Genomic DNA, 15707 nt, shown 5'->3' with positions numbered 1-15707 from the left:
AGCCCGAGGCAGGCAGGGCGGCGCCTAAGCCGCCTTCACCATCGACAGGATCTGCCCCGCGTCCAGCGTGCGTGCCTTCTGCTCGATCTGCGGCAGGTAGCGCGTCTGCAGATCCTTGGCCGGGCCGAGCAGGGACTGGAAGGTGTCGTGCAGCACCGCGGTGCTCATCTGCCGGCCGCCCGCGTAGTAGCGCTTGGCCAGGTGGCCGAGTGCGTAGGTGCTGGCGAACGAGAAGGCGATGCCGGTGGCCGCCCCGCCCAGCGTGCGGCCGAGCCCGCCGCCGACCTTGCCGAGCAGCCCGCCCAGCAGCTTGCGGCCGAACTGCTCCAGGTACTGCGAGGTCATGCCCACGCCCGCCGCCGCGATGAACTCCTTGATGTGGCCCTTGTCGAGCTCGTAGCCGTAGGACTTGCCGATGCGGTAGACCAGCTTCATCTGCAGCGGGATGATGGCCATCGAGGCCCACGACTGCGGCAGCAGTTCCAGCGCGCCGTTGAGGATGGCGTGGTTGAGGATGGAGCCGTCCAGCTCCGCCTCGGGCACCTTGGCCTGCGTCGCGGCGGCCGCCGCTGCCGTGGCGGCCGCCCCGGACGCCACAGGCACGGCAGCCAGCGCATCGGCCTCGCGCTCGACCTCGGCCGTCTGCGCGTTGCCCAGCTTCAGCGCTTCCTTCAGCTGTGCCAGGAAGGCCTGCTCCGAGGCCGATTGCGTGCCGTCGGCGTCGCACACGCAAACGGCCATCTCGTAGGCGAGCTGGCGCTGCCCGCCATCGGGGAGCGCCGCCGCGGCCTGCGCGAGGTTGACGCGCTTGAGCAGCACGTCCTGGTACAGGTGGGCCAGCGCGGGCGCGCCGCTGTCGCCGGCGAGTGAATCGGCGATGCGCTTGATCTCCTCGCGCTCCGCGTCGGCCTTGTTGCCGTCCGCGAAGGCGGCGAGCAGGGCGATCGTCAGCAGGGCGCGTTGTTCGGTGGCTTGCATGGCATCGGCGGCGGCGGCCGCGGGCAGTGGGGGACGCCCTTCAGACCCGCGTCACATGCCGGGAGTTCCCGGGTCCGCCCGGGCCTTGAGCCGCAGCTGGACATCGAACTCCCCCCGGCGTGTCTCGAACATGCTGCCTTCAAGCGTCTTCAGCATCGCCGAGAAGGTGGCGTGGCCGAACTCCTTGGGATCGAAGGTCGGATCCAGACGCTTGACCATGTTGAAGATCGGCGCCTTGTTGACCCAGGGATCGCCCTTGGTTTCGGCCAGCAGCTTCACCGCGCGCTCCACCGTGGCGGCGGCCACCTGCTCGGCCGTGGGCGGCGGCTGGTCGGCGGCGGGCGCCGCGTCGGTGGGCGCGGCGGCTTCTTCCGCGACCAGGCTGTCGTAGTAGCGGAACTCGTGGCAGCTCTTGGCCCAGTGCCGGTTGGTCGATCGCCGCGTGCCGATCCCCACCAGCCGGCGGCCCGCGGCCTTGATCTTCTGCGCGACCGGCATGTAGTCGCTGTCGCCGCCGACGATCAGCACCGTGCCGATGTGCGCGAAGCGGCTGATGTCTTCCGCTGCATCGAGGCAGAGCTTGATGTCGGCTCCGTTCTTGGCGGACGCCCCCGGCGGGAAGAGCTGGATCAGCTCCACCGCGCCCTGCAGCAGCGCGTCGCGGTAGCGGCCGAAGTACTGCCAGTTGCAGTAGGCGCGGTTGATCGCCACCGGCCCGAACGAGGCGGCGAGCTCCAGCACCGCCTGCACGCTGACCAGCGGCTCCTGCACCTTGAAGCGCCCGTCGGGCTTGCCGTAGGTGCCTTCGCCGAAGGCGGCCTCCACCAGGCTGGCGTGCAGGTTCTCGAAATCCCAGTAGAGCGCGACGGAGGCGCCGTCGCTGCTGTCGTTGTCGTTCATGTGCGGAAGGGAGACGTGGTCGCCCATGATGCCCGAGCAAGGGCGCCGGCTGGCCCAGGCGCGCGACGGCCACGAAGGCGCGGACCTGGTACCGCTCCACCGGCGGCGTCAGCCGGTCTGCGCGAAGAGCCGCACCTGGGAGGGCTCGAGCCCCAGGCTGACGGCGCCGCCGACCGGGAACTTCGACAGGCCGGCATGGTGCGGCTGGTCGGCGGCCAGGCTGTGCGCCCCGACGCGCACGCGGTAGCGCGTGAACTCGCCGAGGAACTCGCTCGCCTCGACGATCCCGGGCATCCACACATAGCGTGCGTCGCGCACCGCGTCGGCCGCGTCGACCCGCAGCGAGTGCGGACGGAAGCTGACCGTGAGCGCATCGGCCGCGGGAGCGTCGGCCACGCCGGCGGCGCCGGGAATGTGCAGGTCGCCAACGCCGTCGACGTCGAGCGTCAGCGCGTCGCCGCGGCGGTCGCGCACGCGCCCGGGCAGCAGGTTCATCGTGCCGACGAAGCCGGCGACGAAGGTATTGACCGGGTGGTCGTACAGCGCGGCGGGCGTGCCCACCTGCTGCACCACGCCCTTGTCGAGCACGGCCATGCGATCGGCCGTCGTCATCGCCTCCTCCTGGTCGTGCGTGACGAAGATCGTCGTGATCCCCAGCCTGCGCTGCAGTGCCAGCAGTTCCTGGCGCATCTGCACTCGCAGCGTCTTGTCGAGGTTGGACAGGGGCTCGTCGAGCAGCAGCACCTGCGGTTCGATGACGATGGTGCGCGCCAGCGCCACCCGCTGCTGCTGCCCGCCGGAGAGCTGGTTCGGCCGGCGCTGGCCGTAGGCCGAGAGGCCCACCGTCTCGAGCGCCGCGCCCACCCGCTGGCGCAGCGCCGCCTTCTCGACCCGGCGCTCCACCAGCCCGAAGGCGACGTTGTCCCACACGGTCATGTGCGGCCACAGCGCGTAGTTCTGGAACACCATGCCGATGTTGCGTTCCCACGGCGGCAGGCCGGTGACGTCCTTGCCGTCGACCAGCAGCTGGCCGTGCTGGTGCGGGTTGAAGCCGGCGATCAGCCGCAGCAGCGTGCTCTTGCCCGAGCCCGACGGCCCCAGCAGCGCGAAGAACTCGCCGGGCTCGATGTCGAGGTTGACGTCCTTCAGCACCTCGGTGCGGCCGTACGACAGCCGCACGTTGCGGCAATGCACGCTGACTTTCTTCATCATGGTCGTCATGGGCGGGATGGGTCGAGGGGCTGGGGTTGCGGTGCGAAGCGGCTGCCGGTGCGCTCGGCCACCCTGTGCGACAGCCACGTGCCGAGCGCGACCACCACGATGGCGAGCACGCCCAGCGCAGCGCCCGGGCCGCGGCCCGCCACGCTCTGCATGTAGAGGTAGATCCCGTAGCTCATCGGCGCCTGCGAATCGGCCGACACCAGGAGGATCGTGGCCGACAGCTCGACGGCCGCGGTGATGAAGCTGGTGACGAAGCCCGCCAGGATGCCGCCGGCCATCAGCGGCACCACCACCCGGCGGATCGTGCGCAGCTTGGTCGCGCCCAGGCTCTCGGCGGCCTCCTCCAGCGACTGGTGCACCTGCTGCAGCGCGGCGATGCACGAGCGCAGCGCATAAGGCAGCCGGCGCACCGCGTAGGCGAGCATGATCATCACCCACGTGCTGGTGACGAGCACGTCGGTGCCCGGCACGGTCACCCCCTTGAAGAGCCGCAGGTAGCCGATGGCCAGCACGATGCCCGGCACGGCGAGCGACGCGGTGGCGATCCAGTCCAGCCACTCGCGCGCGGGCAGGCGCGTGCGCAGGATCAGGTAGGCAATGGTCACGCCGAGCACCACGTCGAGCCCGGCGGCGAGGCTGCAGTACAGCAGCGTGTTGCCGATCATGCCGCTCGAATCCTGGAACACGGTGGCGTAGTGGTCGAGCGTGTAGGCGTCGGGCAGCGGCGAGAAGCTCCACACCCGCGCGAAGCTCAGCAGCAGTACGCCGAGGTGCGGCGACAGGGTGAGGAGCAGCACCAGGCCGATCCACGCGTACGCCGCCGCCGAGGCGCCGGCCGAGAGCCTGCGGCGCTGGAGGCCGGCGCCGCCCTTCTGCAGGGTCGAGAAGTCGCGGCCCTTCAGGGCGCGCGCCGACAGCGCCATCGCGGCGATCGAGAAGGCGATCATGATCACGCTGATCACGTAGCCGAGCGGGTCCTCCAGCCCCACCTGCGTGATGCGCAGGTAGGCCTGCGGGGCGAGCAGGTTGGTCTGCCCCATCACGAGCGGCGTGCCGAGGTCGTCGAACACCTTCACGAAGACCAGCGAGGCGCCCGCCACGAAGCCCGGCAGCCCGAGCGGGAAGATGACGCGCCAGAAGAGCCGCCAGCCGCGGCAGCCGAGGTTCATCGCGGCTTCTTCCATCGCGCCGTCGATGTTGCGCAGCGCCACGGTGAGGTTCATCAGGATGAACGGGAAGTAGTGGATGGCCTCGACGAAGATCACGCCGTTGAGGCCCTCCATGATCGGCAGCGTGAAGCCGAATGCGTCCTGCAGCAGCAGGTTGATGCTGCCGGAGCGGCCGAAGATGAGCTGCAGCGCCACCGCGCCGACGAAAGGCGGCATGATCAGCGGCAGCACGCCCAGCGTCTGGATCAGCATCGCGCCGCGGAACTGGAAGCGCACCGTGACGTATGCGAGCGGCACCGCGATCAGCGCCGCGAACAGGGCCGACAGCACCGCCACGTAGAGGCTGTTGCCGAAGGCCTCGCGCATCAGTCCCTGCGAGAAGAACGCGCTGAAGTGCCCGAGGGTGAAGCTGCCGTCGCCCTCGACGAAGGCGGTGACGAACACCTTGGCCACCGGCAGCACCAGGAAGAGCGCCAGGAACGCGAGCACCAGCAGCCCGGCGATCCACGCACCCGGCCGGAGCCTGCGGCGGGGCGTGGGCGCCGCGAGGGTCAGGGAAGGCATGCGGTGCTCAGCGCACCATGGCCAGCGCCTGCTCCGCCAGCGTCTTCGCCCGGCCGTAGTTCTCCCGGGCATGGGTGTTCCAGCGATCCTCCAGGCCGGTCACCTGCTTGCTGACGGCGGCGTCCTTCTTGTTGGCGGTGAAGAGGGCGAGGAAGGCCTTGTCGCCCGCCATGCCCTGGCCCACCACCGGGGAGAAGGCCAGGTCGCGCGCCTGCTTCACCAGCGCCGCGGCCTGTGCGTTCGGCTTGCGGCCGATGGCCGCCTCGGCGTCGTGGATCGCCTTGGTCGCGGCCTGCAACTCCTTCAGCCGGAAGGTGATCGTCTGGTCGAACAGCGCCGACACCACGTTGTAGCGGGACTCCGAGAGATCGGAATCGAAGTGCACCTTCGCGCGCTTGGCGATCTCGAACGGGTTCGGATAGCCCGCGGGCACCTTCAAGACCTCGGGTGGCAGGATCGGCAGCCGCGAGATCTTCGGGTCGAGCAGCAGCTGCTGTCCTTCGGTCGACACGGTGAAGGCGATGAACTTCTTCGCCTCCTCGGGGTTCTTGCTGCCCGAGAGCAGGCCGATGTTGGCCGGCACCACCGCCGTCACGTCGGGGTAGGCAAACTCCACCGGGAAGCCGGAGTACTTGCCCGCCAGCCCGAAGAAGTCGATCACCAGGCCGATGCCGAACTGCCCGTTGTTGACACCGTCGGGCACGCCGAAGCTGCGCTCGGTCACCGCCGCGCAGTTGCCGGCGGTCTGCAGCAGCTGCGACCAGCCCTTGTCCCAGCCTTCGCCCTGCAGCAGCGTCTCCACCGTCAGGTGCGTGGTGCCCGAGCGCGACGGGGAGCTGATCGCCACATGCCCGTGGTACACCGGCTTCGTCAGGTCGGCCCACTGCTTCGGCGCGGGCAGCTTGTTGGCGGCCAGGTAGCGGGTGTTCCACATCAGGCCGTAGCCGGCCAGGGCCTGCCCCAGGTACAGGCCCTGCGGGTTGTTGATCGGGTAGTTGCCGACCTTGGCCGGCGCCGACTTGTTCGCCAGGTCGGCCACGTTGTCGAGCAGCTTCAGCCCGGCGAGCACCTCGAAGGCATCGGGCGCCGAGGCCCAGAACACCTCGGGCCGCTGGCCGGCCGGCAACTCGCGCGCATAGGCGATGCCCTGCACCGTGTTCTTGTTCAGGATCTCCAGCTTGATGCCCGGGTGGGCCTTCTCGAAGGCCGACTTGTAGGCCTGCGTCAGCTCCTTGGGAAACGAGGTGACCACGGTCACGGTGCCGGCCGAGGCGGCGGTGGCGAACAGCGCAGCCGCGGCGACGGCGAGGGAGGCAAGGCGCATGGTGTCTCCTGGTCGGTGTTGTGCCGCGCACGATAGCCACCACGATCCGCCCTGCCAATCAGGATTCGTGATCATCGGGATCACGCCGCCGGGTTTTCCCTTGGCGCCGGCCGCTCGCCCCCGGCTGCGCCGGGGGATCAGCCTTCTTCCTGGAACGCGAGCTCGCGCTGGCTGCGCACCATCGGCAGCATCACCACCAGCACCAGCAGCGCCGCGGCGACCAGCAGGCCCGCCGACAGCGGCCGCGTGAGGAAGGTGGACCAGTCGCCGCGCGACAGCAGCAGGGCGCGCCGCAGGTTCTCCTCCATCATCGGCCCGAGCACGAAGCCCAGCAGCAGCGGCGCCGGTTCGCATTCCAGCTTGTAGAACAGGTAGCCCACGGCCGCGAAGATCGCCACCATGTAGACGTCGAAGTTGTTGTTGTTCAACGTGTAGGTGCCGATGCAGCAGAACACCGCGATGGCCGGAAAGAGGAAGCGGTAGGGCACCGTCAGCAGCTTGATCCAGATGCCGATGAGCGGCAGGTTCAGCACGACGAGCATCAGGTTGCCGATCCACATCGAGGCGATCAGGCCCCAGAAGAGTTCGGGGTTGCTCGTCATCACCTGCGGGCCGGGCTGGATGCCCTTGATGGTCATGGCGCCGACCATCAGCGCCATCACGGCGTTCGAGGGAATGCCCAGGGTCAGCATCGGGATGAAGCTGGTCTGCGCGCCGGCGTTGTTGGCCGACTCGGGGCCCGCGACCCCCTGGATCACGCCGTGGCCGAAGCGCTCGGGGGTGCTCGACAGCTTCTTCTCCAGCGTGTACGCGGCAAAGGACGACAGCGTCGCGCCGCCGCCCGGCAGCACGCCCAGGACGGAGCCGATGGCCGTGCCGCGCATCATCGCGGGGAACGCGTCGCGGAAGTCCTTGCGCGTGGGCATCAGTCCCTTGACGTTCTTCGTGAACACCTGACGCTCCTGCGCCGGCCGGCCGAGGTTGGCGATGATCTCGCCGAAGCCGAAGAGGCCCATGGCGACGACGACGAAGTTGATGCCGTCGGTGAGCTCGGGGATGTCGAAGCTGTAGCGCGGCGTGCCGGAGATGACGTCGGTGTTGATCTGGCCGATCAGCAGGCCGACGAGGATCATCGCGACTGCCTTCATCAGCGAGCCCGACGCGAGCACGACCGCGCCGATCAGCCCGAGCACCATCAACGAGAAGTATTCCGCGGGCCCGAACTTGAATGCCAGCTCGGTCAGCACCGGCGCGAAGCCGGCGATCACCATCGTCGCGATCGTGCCGGCGAAGAACGAGCCGATGCCTGCCGCCGCCAGCGCCGGCCCCGCCCGGCCCTGGCGCGCCATCTGATAGCCCTCGATCGCGGTGACCACGGAGGCCGACTCGCCCGGCACGTTGATCAGGATCGCGGTGGTCGATCCGCCGTATTGCGAGCCGTAGTAGATGCCGGCCAGCATCACGAGCGCGGGCATCGCGTCGAGGTTGTAGATCGAGGGCAGCAGCATCGCGATCGTCGCGAGCGGCCCCAGCCCCGGCAGCACGCCGATCATGGTGCCGAGCAGGCAGCCCATCAGCGCATAGAAAAGGTTCTGCAGCGACAGGGCCGCGCCCATGCCCAGCGCGATGTTGCTCAGGATGTCCATCGGGTTCGCCTTTCTCAGCCCACGAGTGCCGGGGGCCAGACCGGAATCACCAGCCCGAGCCCGAGGATGAAGATCGCCCACGAGCCGACGGTCAGGACCACGGCGCCCAGGGCCACGTCGCGCCAGCGGAATTCGTCGCCCGCCAGGCTGATCGTCGTGACGAGCAGCGGCAGCGTGAGCGCCATGCCCAGGCGGGGCAGCGCGGCACCGAAGACGAGGATCGACACCACCGTGACCAGCAGCGGCCGCCACGCGAAGGCGCCGACGCGCTCGCCGCGGTCGCGGGCCCGGATCGACTGTGCGATGACGACCAGGCCGAAGAGCGCCAGCAGCACGCCCAGGCCGAACGGGAAGTAGCCGGGCCCCGGCCTCGCCGAGGCGCCGAAGCGGTACTCCAGGGCACCGATCGCAAAGAACGCGCCGATGCCCAGGAACATGACGCCGGCCCAGAAGTCCCTGGGCCGCGTGGGTCGGATGGGTCTCATCGCATCTCCAGTCCTGCAGCGGGCGGGGGCGGCATGCCCCCGCAAATCCATTTGGACAAATCTAAATGCATTTGTCCAAATGCACATGGTGGATACTGCGTAGGAACCATCGCTAACATCGCCGCATGCGCAAGCGGTCCCCGGCACATCCAGCGACTCCCCCCGACGTCGATCGTCAGGAGCCCGCGGTGCGTGTGCTGCGGCGGTTCCGGGTCGTGTTCAACGCGGTCCGCACGCACTTCCAGCAGGTGGAGAAGAGCGTGGGCCTGGGCGGCGCGCAGGCCTGGGCGCTCAGCGTGATCGGCCAGCGGCCGGGCATCGGCGTCGGCGAGCTGGCCCGCGAGATGGACATCCACCAGTCGACCGCCAGCAACCTCGTGCGGCAGCTGCTCGCGCGCGGTCTGGTCGCGACCGAGCCCCACGCGACCGACCGGCGGGCGGTGCAGCTGCGCGCCTTGCCGGCCGGCCAGCGGGTGATGTCCCGCAGCAAGGGGCCGTTCTCGGGCGTGTTGCCGCGGGCGCTGGCCGAACTGGACGAGGCCACGCTGCTGCGGCTCGACGAAGACCTGAGCCGCCTCATCGAAGTGCTGGACGCAGACCAGCGGGCCGCCACGCAGACCTTGGCCGATCTCTGAGCCGCCGCCCCCGCCGGGGGGCCCGCGCGCGCCGCTCGGCGCCCCGCACGGCCGACGCCCGCATGCCGGATGCATCGGGAGTTTCCACGGCCCATCGGGTTTATTCCTACTCACAAAGCGGGGCGTCGCGCATTCAATCCATCACTCATTTGCGAAATGGTGTTCTGTTCAATAGAACAACAAAAAAAGACGCAGTGGGTGATGCAACGGGCAACGGATCGCGTGGAACAACGCACCACTTTCAGTTTGACCAAGACCCAGGAGGCTCAATGAAATTCAATCCCATCCTGTCGTCCCTGATCGCCATCGCGGCGATGACGACCCCCACGATCATGTTCGGTGCCGCAGCCGACCTCAACGCGTGCTGCACCCCGGCCGACAAGGACCAGCCGAAGGTGGGCGGCAACCTGGGGAACCAGAGCTACTCGGCGCTGAACCAGATCAACCGGTCGAACATCTCGAACCTCGGCGCGGCCTGGATGACCAGCATGTCCGAGGCGGCCGTCACGACGCCCACGCCTGGGCCCGGCGCGGCCCGCAGCGGCCAGCAGACGACCCCCATCGTGGTCGACGGCGTGATCTACCTCGACACGCCCGCGGGCGGCGTGGCCGCGGTTGATGGCGCCACCGGCGCCGTCAAGTGGAAGTGGCAGCCGACCACGGCCGATTCGGGCTTCGGCACCAACGGCACGCGCCGCGGCGTGTCGGTGGGCGACGGCAAGGTCTTCACGCTCGCCGCTGGCGGCCGCGTGGTCGCGCTCGACAAGAACACCGGTGCGCAGGTCTGGGTCTCGCAGCCGCGCGGCCCCGGCGACGCCACCCTCGGCGGCATCGCCAAGGGCGCGACCGTGTACCACGACGGCATGGTCTACATCGGCACCAACGACGGCAACCGCGGCTCCGCGTTCGCGGTGAAGAGCAGCGACGGCAGCATCGTCTGGTCGTTCTACGGCGGTGCCGAGCCGGGCCGCGTCGTCACCGACGTCAACGGCGTCACCACCGACGCCGGCGCCACCTGGGGCCCGCTGCAGGCCAACGGCCTGAGCTGCGCCGTGACGGGCGGCGTCACGCCCTGGATCCACGGCTCGATCGACCCCGAGCTGGGCATGGCGTACTACACCTTCGGCAACGTGCGCAGCTGCGGCTCCTCGCAGGACGGCCAGCAGCGCCCGGGCGACAACCTGTTCGGCAACTCGGTCGTCGCGCTCGACCTGAAGACCGGTGCCTACAAGTGGCACTTCCAGTCGATCCGCCACGACATCTGGGACATGGACAACGTCCATCCGCCGGTGCTCGCGGACGTGAACGTGAACGGGCAGCAGCGCAAGGCGCTGTACTACGGCAGCAAGTCGGCGATGACCTTCGTGCTCGACCGCACCAACGGCAAGTCGATCACCGGCGTGGTCGAGAAGGGCCGTCCGCAGGACTCGCGCCAGCACACCCCGGCGACGCAGAAGTTCCCGGCGCAAGGCATGTGGCTGCCGGAGTGCGTGGTCTGGGAGCGCCTGGGCACCGACAACATCCCGGGCGACCCGTGGCGCGGGGTGCCCAACTACAACGGCTACCAGCCCGACGCCTCGGGCAACCTGGTCTACAACGACACGAACTACCTGGATGTCGACAAGCCGTACGTGACCTATCCGAGCGACTACGGTGCAAACCACCGCAAGGGTTGCATGTACGACCCGCACTTCGACTACCCGGTGCTGTCGACGACGACGCAGAACGGCGGCGCCGACTGGTCCAACCACGGCTACAGCCCGCGGACCAACCTGGTCTACATCCCCTACGGCGTGGCCAACGTCGCGCACTACCGCTCGGCGGGCAGCAACGGCCTGCGTGCGCTGGGCGAGTACCAGACCGGCGGCGTGGTCGCGCTCAACGCGTCGACCAACGAGGTCGTCTGGCGCAACCACCTCGGCCTCGATGCGGCGCACGGCCAGAGCCCGCTGATCACCGCGGGCGACGTGCTGTTCGTGGGCCAGCCCGACGGCATGTTCTACGCGCTGGACGCGGTGGACGGCAAGACGCTGTGGCGCTTCCAGACCAACGGCGACGTGGAGGGCGGCGCGGTCACCTACACGATCGGCAGCACGCAGTACGTCGCGGTGCTGGGGCAGGGCGACAAGCTGTGGGCCTTCAAGCTCGGCGGCAGCTACAAGACGGCCACCGGCAGCAGCGAGGCGCCCACGCCGGCACCGTTCGTGGTCCGGCGCGCCGTCAGCGGCTCTGCCGTGGAAGGCAGCACCGTCAACAACACGGTGTACCTGGCGCGTGCCAACCAGACGACCGACACCGCCGCGTCGGCCGACAGCATCGCGACCAACGGCATGAGCCCGACGCACATGCGCGTGCCGGTGGGCACCACGGTGACCTTCCTGAACCCGGGCTCCGCGCAGTTCCCGGTGGCGCCGAACACCAAGGTGCACTGCGCGACGCAGTTCTTCGAAGGGCTCTTCAATCCGAAGCTCGCCCCGGGAGAATCGTTCCAGTACAAGTTCACCAAGGAGGGGGAGTACTTCTACAACGACTGCACGGACCCGCGGCCGACCGGCAAGATCGTGGCCTACCACGAACCCCAAGACATGCCGGGCGCGCTGCAGTTCGTCCCGAACATCCTGAACCTGCGTCCGGCCAACGGTGTCTTCACCAGCGTGCAGGGCCTGGTCACGGCGATGTTCAAGGTCCCCGCGGGCTACACGCTCGACGGCAGCGTGCAACTGAAGACGCCGCTGTCGACGACGCTGTTCCCTGCAGTCACGGCCAAGATGACGTCCGACGGCAAGACGCTGATCGCCACCTTCGACAAGGCGCTGATCGACAACAACCTGCCGATGGGCGACGCGGTGCCGGTGACGGTCACTGCCAACTTCATGAACGGCGGGGCGCAGAAGCAGCTGTCGTCCACGGCGAACGTGCGGGTCGTGAAGTGATCGCCTGAGGCGATGAAGTACTGGGGCGCCCTCCGCGGGCGCCCCCCGATGACCAAACCAGAAGGAGGATCAAAATGGTGAAGCGTTTGTTCATGGCGTGCCTGGCGGCCCTGGCGTTGTCCGCCCAGGCCGCACCGGTCTCGTTCGTCGATGCATTGTTCGAGGCCACGGCCGTCGCCACCACCGACGGCGTGCCGGGATTCGACATGCAGTCGGGGCCGCCGTCGGAGCTGCCGGTGCTCGCAGAGGCCGACTCGATCGGCTTGACGACCGACATCGCCTTGGCCGGAGCCATCGGCGGCCCGGGCTTGCTGAGCACGTCCGCGGACGTGTCGGGCGCCAGCGGCATCGCCAGCGCGGTGGCCACCGCGCGCTTCACGGGCTCGTTCGCGACCACCGGGCTGCTGAGCCTGAGCATCGACTTCGCGCCGGTGACTTTCGCCGACGGCGCGGGCAGCGCGGCCACCTCGCTGTTCGTGTCGCTGGTCAGCGGCGGTGTCACGCTGTTCCAGGACTACGTCACCGGGCCGTGGACCTTCGAGTACACGCAGGCCGCGGGCGCGACGAGCCTGCTCGACCTGACGCTCAGCAGCGAGGCCACCGTCGGCTTCCCGACCGCGGGCGTGGGCAATGCCGTCACCTCGGGCCTGGTCTCGTTCGCGGTCAGCCCCGTGCCGCTGCCTGCGACCTGGCTGCTGTTCCTCGGCGGCCTGGGCCCCATCGCCGCGGCGGTGCGTGTGCGGCGTGCCGCACAGGCGCCGGCAGGCTGACGCGTTCCGGCGGTATGGCAGCACTGCGCCAAGACCCCGGCCGCCGTTTCGGGCAGCGCCTGCGTGGCGCCGCCCGCAGCGCGCTGGCGGCCGCGCTGGCCGCGTCGGCCTTCGGCGCCGTCGCGGCCGCGGCCGCTGGCGCGCAGGCGCTGACGGCCGAGCCGATCAAGCCCGGCCTCTACCGCATCCAAGGCGCGGACGGCGCAGCGCTGCTGCGCCTCGACGGCACGGGCATCATCCTCGTGGATGCGCACCGCGCCGGCACCTACCGCCCGCTCATGGCCGAGGTGCAGCGCATCGCGAAGGCCCCCGGCGCCAAGGTCGGTGCAGTGGCGTTGACCGCGGCGGGTCCGCAGGAGGCGGGCAACGTCCCTCAGTTCGTCGAGGGCGGCGTGCCGGTGATCGTGCAGCAGCAGGCCGCCGCGAAGCTGGCCGCCGACGCGAAGGCGCAAGGCGCGGCCGGGCCGCTGGTCACCTACGGCACCGACTACCTGCTGCGTGTGGGCGGCCTGGAGGCCGAGGTCGAGCACGTCGGCAAGGGCCGCACCGGCGTCGACAGCGTCGTGTGGTTCCGTGACCTGCGTGCCGTCGCGGTCGGCGGGCTGTACACGGCCGGCACGCCCGAGCCGGATTGTGCGTCCGGCGGCAGCCTCGCCGGCTGGGCCGCGGCGATCACCCACCTGCTGTGGTTCGACTTCGATGTGGCCGTGCCCACCCGCGGCGCGCCGGTCGGCAAGCCTGAACTGCTGGCCCTGAAGTCGAAGCTGGAGGCGATGGCCGCCCGGGCGGCCGCTTCGCCGCAGGCTCAGGCGGGTTGCAGCGCCCCGCCGGGCTGACGGCCGGCCAGCGCCCGCAGCACGTCGTAGCATGCCCCCATCGTGTGGTAGTCGGTCTTGCCGGCGGGGCTCTTCTCGTCGGTGAGCTTCGTGTTGTCGGGCGCGAGGATGCGGTACCACGCGCCGTGGCGGTGGTCGATCATGTGCGCCCAGGCATAGGCCCACAGGCGGTCGTACCACTGCCAGTAGCCGTCGTCGCCGGTGCGCAGCGCCAGCAGCGCGGCCGCGGCCAGGCTCTCGGCCTGCACCCAGAAGTACTTGTGGCCGTCGCACACCGTGCCGTCCGGCGCGAAGCCGTAGGCGAGACCGCCGTGCACATCGTCCCAGCCGTGGCGAACGGCGGCGTCGAAGAAGCGGCGCGCGGTGGCGGCCAGCCACGCAGGCCGGCTGTCGGCAGGCAGCCGCGCCTCGAGCTGCAGCAGCAGCTTGGCCCATTCGGTGAGGTGCCCGGTCTGGAAGCCCCAGGGCCGGAAGATGTCGCTGCGGTCGTCTCGGTGGTAGTCCCAGTCGATCTGCCAGGGGCCGTCGCGCCCGGCGCAGCGGTAGTGCTCCCACACCAGGCCGTTGCCCGGCTCGCCGGGGGGCGCGGCCAGTGACGCGAGCCGCTGGGTGACGGCCTCGGCGAGCGTGCACGCCCGCGCCAGGAAGTGCGCCTCGCCCGTCGCCTCGTGCGCCGCGAGCAGGGCTTCGCAGGCGTGCATGTTGGCGTTCTGGCCGCGGTAGGCGGCAAGCCGCCAGTCGGGCGTGGCCTCGTCGGCATAGAGGCCCTGCGCCGGCTCCCAGAAGCGCCTCTCCATCAAGGAGAAGGTGGCCTCCAGGCCGGCTCGGGCTTCGCCGATGCCGGCCATCAGCGCATGCGCGTGCGCCAGCAGCACGAAGGCCAGGCCGTAGCAGTGCTGCGTGCCGTCCTGCACCGTGGCGCGGCGGCCGTCCCAGTCGATCTGCCAGGCAAAGCCGCCCTGCGGCTGCGCGTGCGCGTCGTGCAGGAACGCCAGGCCGTGGCGCGCCGCGGCCTGCCGGGCTTCGCCGCCGAAGTGGCGGTAGGCCATCGCGTGGTTGAACACGAAGCGCGTGCTGCTCACCAGATGGCGCGTGCGGCGGTTGTAGACCGTACCGTCGTCCTTGAAGAAGTGGAAGAAGCCGCCGGATGGGTCGAGGCAGCGGCCCTCGTAAAAGGCCAGCGTGCTGCGCACGTGGCCGAGCAGGAAGGCGGGTGTGCGGAACGCGGGCGCGGCGGGGGTCATCGGGCGGGCTTTCGGCGGGTGGCCGCCGCATGTTGGGTGAAGCCGCCGAGCACGTCCAGCACTTCGCGCGCGGCGGCGTCCAGCCGCGCCATCGGCCGATGCGCGATGCCCAGGTAGCGCTTCAGCGCAGGCCGCAGCGGCCGCAGCTGCATGCCCGCGTCGAGCGAGGACAGCGGCCCGCCCACCTCCTCCATCGGCAGGACGGCGGCGCCATAGCCCGAGGCAACCAGGCTCTTCATCGCGATGGTGTAGTTCAGCTCGATGCGCGCGCGCGGGCTGTGGCCGGCGGCGGCGAACCATTCCATCGTCATGCGGTACATGTGCGTGGTCGCATCGTTGAAGATCAGCGGCCTGCCGGCCAGCCAGCCGGGCGTCACGGCCCTGGGCACATCCCAGCCCGCGGGCAGGAACGCCATCATCGGATCGCTGCGCCACGGCGTCACCAGCACGTCGTCGGCGGCCGGCTGCGGCAGCGCGACGACGCCGATCTCCAGCGAGCCGGCGTGCAGGCGCGCCATGGTGTCGGTCGAGCCGAGGATGGCCAGCTCGACGTCGATCTCCGGCGCGCGCTCGGCCAGCAGGGCCAGCACCTGCGGCAGCAGGTGCACGATCACGCCGGTAGAGGTGCCCAGGCGCACCTTGCCCGCGCGCCCCTGGGCGATGCGGCGCACGGTATCGGCCGCCTCGTCGGCTTCCTTCAGTAGGCGGCGGGCATGTTCGATCAGCGCCTCGCCCGCCGTGGTGGGCGTGGTGCGCCGCGGCCCGCGTTCGAGCAGCGGCACGCCCAGCCGCGCTTCCAGCTCGCTGACGTGCAGGCTCACGGTGGGCGGCGCCAGGTGCAAGGCCTGGGCGGCGGCCGCGAAGGTGCCGAGGTCGGCGATGGAGACCAGCGTCTGCAGCTGGTCGAGGTTGAGGCCACGCATCAGGATTCCTGAACGATCTGGTCAGAACATTCAACTTTCCAGATCGTACCGTCCTGCGCACCATGGGGGCTGCAAACAG

General features: G+C 69.9%; 13 protein-coding genes. 4 read left to right on the top strand and 9 right to left on the bottom strand.

Annotation, left to right across the window (positions count from 1 at the left end):
- Positions 1-24: 24 nt before the first annotated feature.
- From V4F39_RS05365 to V4F39_RS05335, 7 genes are all read right to left on the bottom strand, one after another.
- The gene (locus V4F39_RS05365; RefSeq protein ID WP_332288277.1) at positions 25-978 is read right to left on the bottom strand and encodes a YcjF family protein; all 954 of its coding nucleotides are present in this window, start codon (positions 976-978) and stop codon (positions 25-27) included.
- 51 nt (positions 979-1029) lie between these two features.
- On the bottom strand, positions 1030-1878 hold the full coding sequence (locus V4F39_RS05360) for an NYN domain-containing protein (protein WP_332288276.1): 849 nt from the start codon (positions 1876-1878) through the stop codon (positions 1030-1032).
- Between the two features lie 108 nt (positions 1879-1986).
- On the bottom strand, positions 1987-3087 hold the full coding sequence (locus V4F39_RS05355; protein WP_332288452.1) for an ABC transporter ATP-binding protein: 1101 nt from the start codon (positions 3085-3087) through the stop codon (positions 1987-1989).
- Positions 3088-3095: 8 nt separating this feature from the next.
- Positions 3096-4832 (bottom strand): ABC transporter permease, encoded by a 1737-nt coding sequence (locus V4F39_RS05350; RefSeq protein WP_332288275.1) that lies wholly within the window; start codon positions 4830-4832, stop codon positions 3096-3098.
- A 7-nt stretch (positions 4833-4839) separates the two neighbouring features.
- The gene (locus tag V4F39_RS05345) at positions 4840-6156 is read right to left on the bottom strand and encodes an ABC transporter substrate-binding protein (RefSeq protein ID WP_332288274.1); all 1317 of its coding nucleotides are present in this window, start codon (positions 6154-6156) and stop codon (positions 4840-4842) included.
- 137 nt (positions 6157-6293) lie between these two features.
- Positions 6294-7802, bottom strand: a complete 1509-nt coding sequence (locus tag V4F39_RS05340; RefSeq protein WP_332288273.1) for a tripartite tricarboxylate transporter permease — start codon at positions 7800-7802, stop codon at positions 6294-6296.
- A gap of 14 nt (positions 7803-7816) precedes the next feature.
- The gene (locus tag V4F39_RS05335) at positions 7817-8287 is read right to left on the bottom strand and encodes a tripartite tricarboxylate transporter TctB family protein (protein WP_332288272.1); all 471 of its coding nucleotides are present in this window, start codon (positions 8285-8287) and stop codon (positions 7817-7819) included.
- 125 nt (positions 8288-8412) lie between these two features.
- Here V4F39_RS05335 and V4F39_RS05330 point away from each other — a divergent pair, with 125 nt between their 5' ends.
- From V4F39_RS05330 to V4F39_RS05315, 4 genes are all read left to right on the top strand, one after another.
- Positions 8413-8922, top strand: a complete 510-nt coding sequence (locus tag V4F39_RS05330) for a MarR family winged helix-turn-helix transcriptional regulator (RefSeq protein WP_332288271.1) — start codon at positions 8413-8415, stop codon at positions 8920-8922.
- Between the two features lie 269 nt (positions 8923-9191).
- Positions 9192-11855 (top strand): outer membrane protein assembly factor BamB family protein, encoded by a 2664-nt coding sequence (locus V4F39_RS05325; RefSeq protein ID WP_332288270.1) that lies wholly within the window; start codon positions 9192-9194, stop codon positions 11853-11855.
- A 74-nt stretch (positions 11856-11929) separates the two neighbouring features.
- Entirely contained in the window at positions 11930-12625 is a 696-nt protein-coding gene (locus V4F39_RS05320; protein WP_332288269.1) for a hypothetical protein, read from the top strand.
- Positions 12626-12639: 14 nt separating this feature from the next.
- Complete coding sequence (locus tag V4F39_RS05315; protein ID WP_332288268.1) at positions 12640-13461, top strand: MBL fold metallo-hydrolase; 822 nt, start codon at positions 12640-12642, stop codon at positions 13459-13461.
- Here the strand turns inward: V4F39_RS05315 and V4F39_RS05310 are convergent.
- Positions 13431-14705: an AGE family epimerase/isomerase gene (locus V4F39_RS05310; protein WP_332288267.1), complete on the bottom strand. Its 1275-nt coding sequence runs from the start codon at positions 14703-14705 to the stop codon at positions 13431-13433. The two genes, V4F39_RS05315 and V4F39_RS05310, sit on opposite strands and share 31 nt — an antisense overlap.
- A complete protein-coding gene (locus V4F39_RS05305) occupies positions 14702-15628 on the bottom strand; it encodes a LysR family transcriptional regulator (protein WP_332288266.1) in 927 nt (308 codons plus the stop codon). Before V4F39_RS05305 ends, V4F39_RS05310 begins: the two co-directional genes overlap by 4 nt.
- Positions 15629-15707: the final 79 nt, after the last annotated feature.

Source organism: Aquincola agrisoli, from assembly GCF_036621135.1.
GTDB lineage: Bacteria > Pseudomonadota > Gammaproteobacteria > Burkholderiales > Burkholderiaceae_C > Aquincola > Aquincola agrisoli.
Note: the sequence above shows the minus strand (reverse complement) of the source record. Positions and strands in the feature narration are given on the sequence as shown.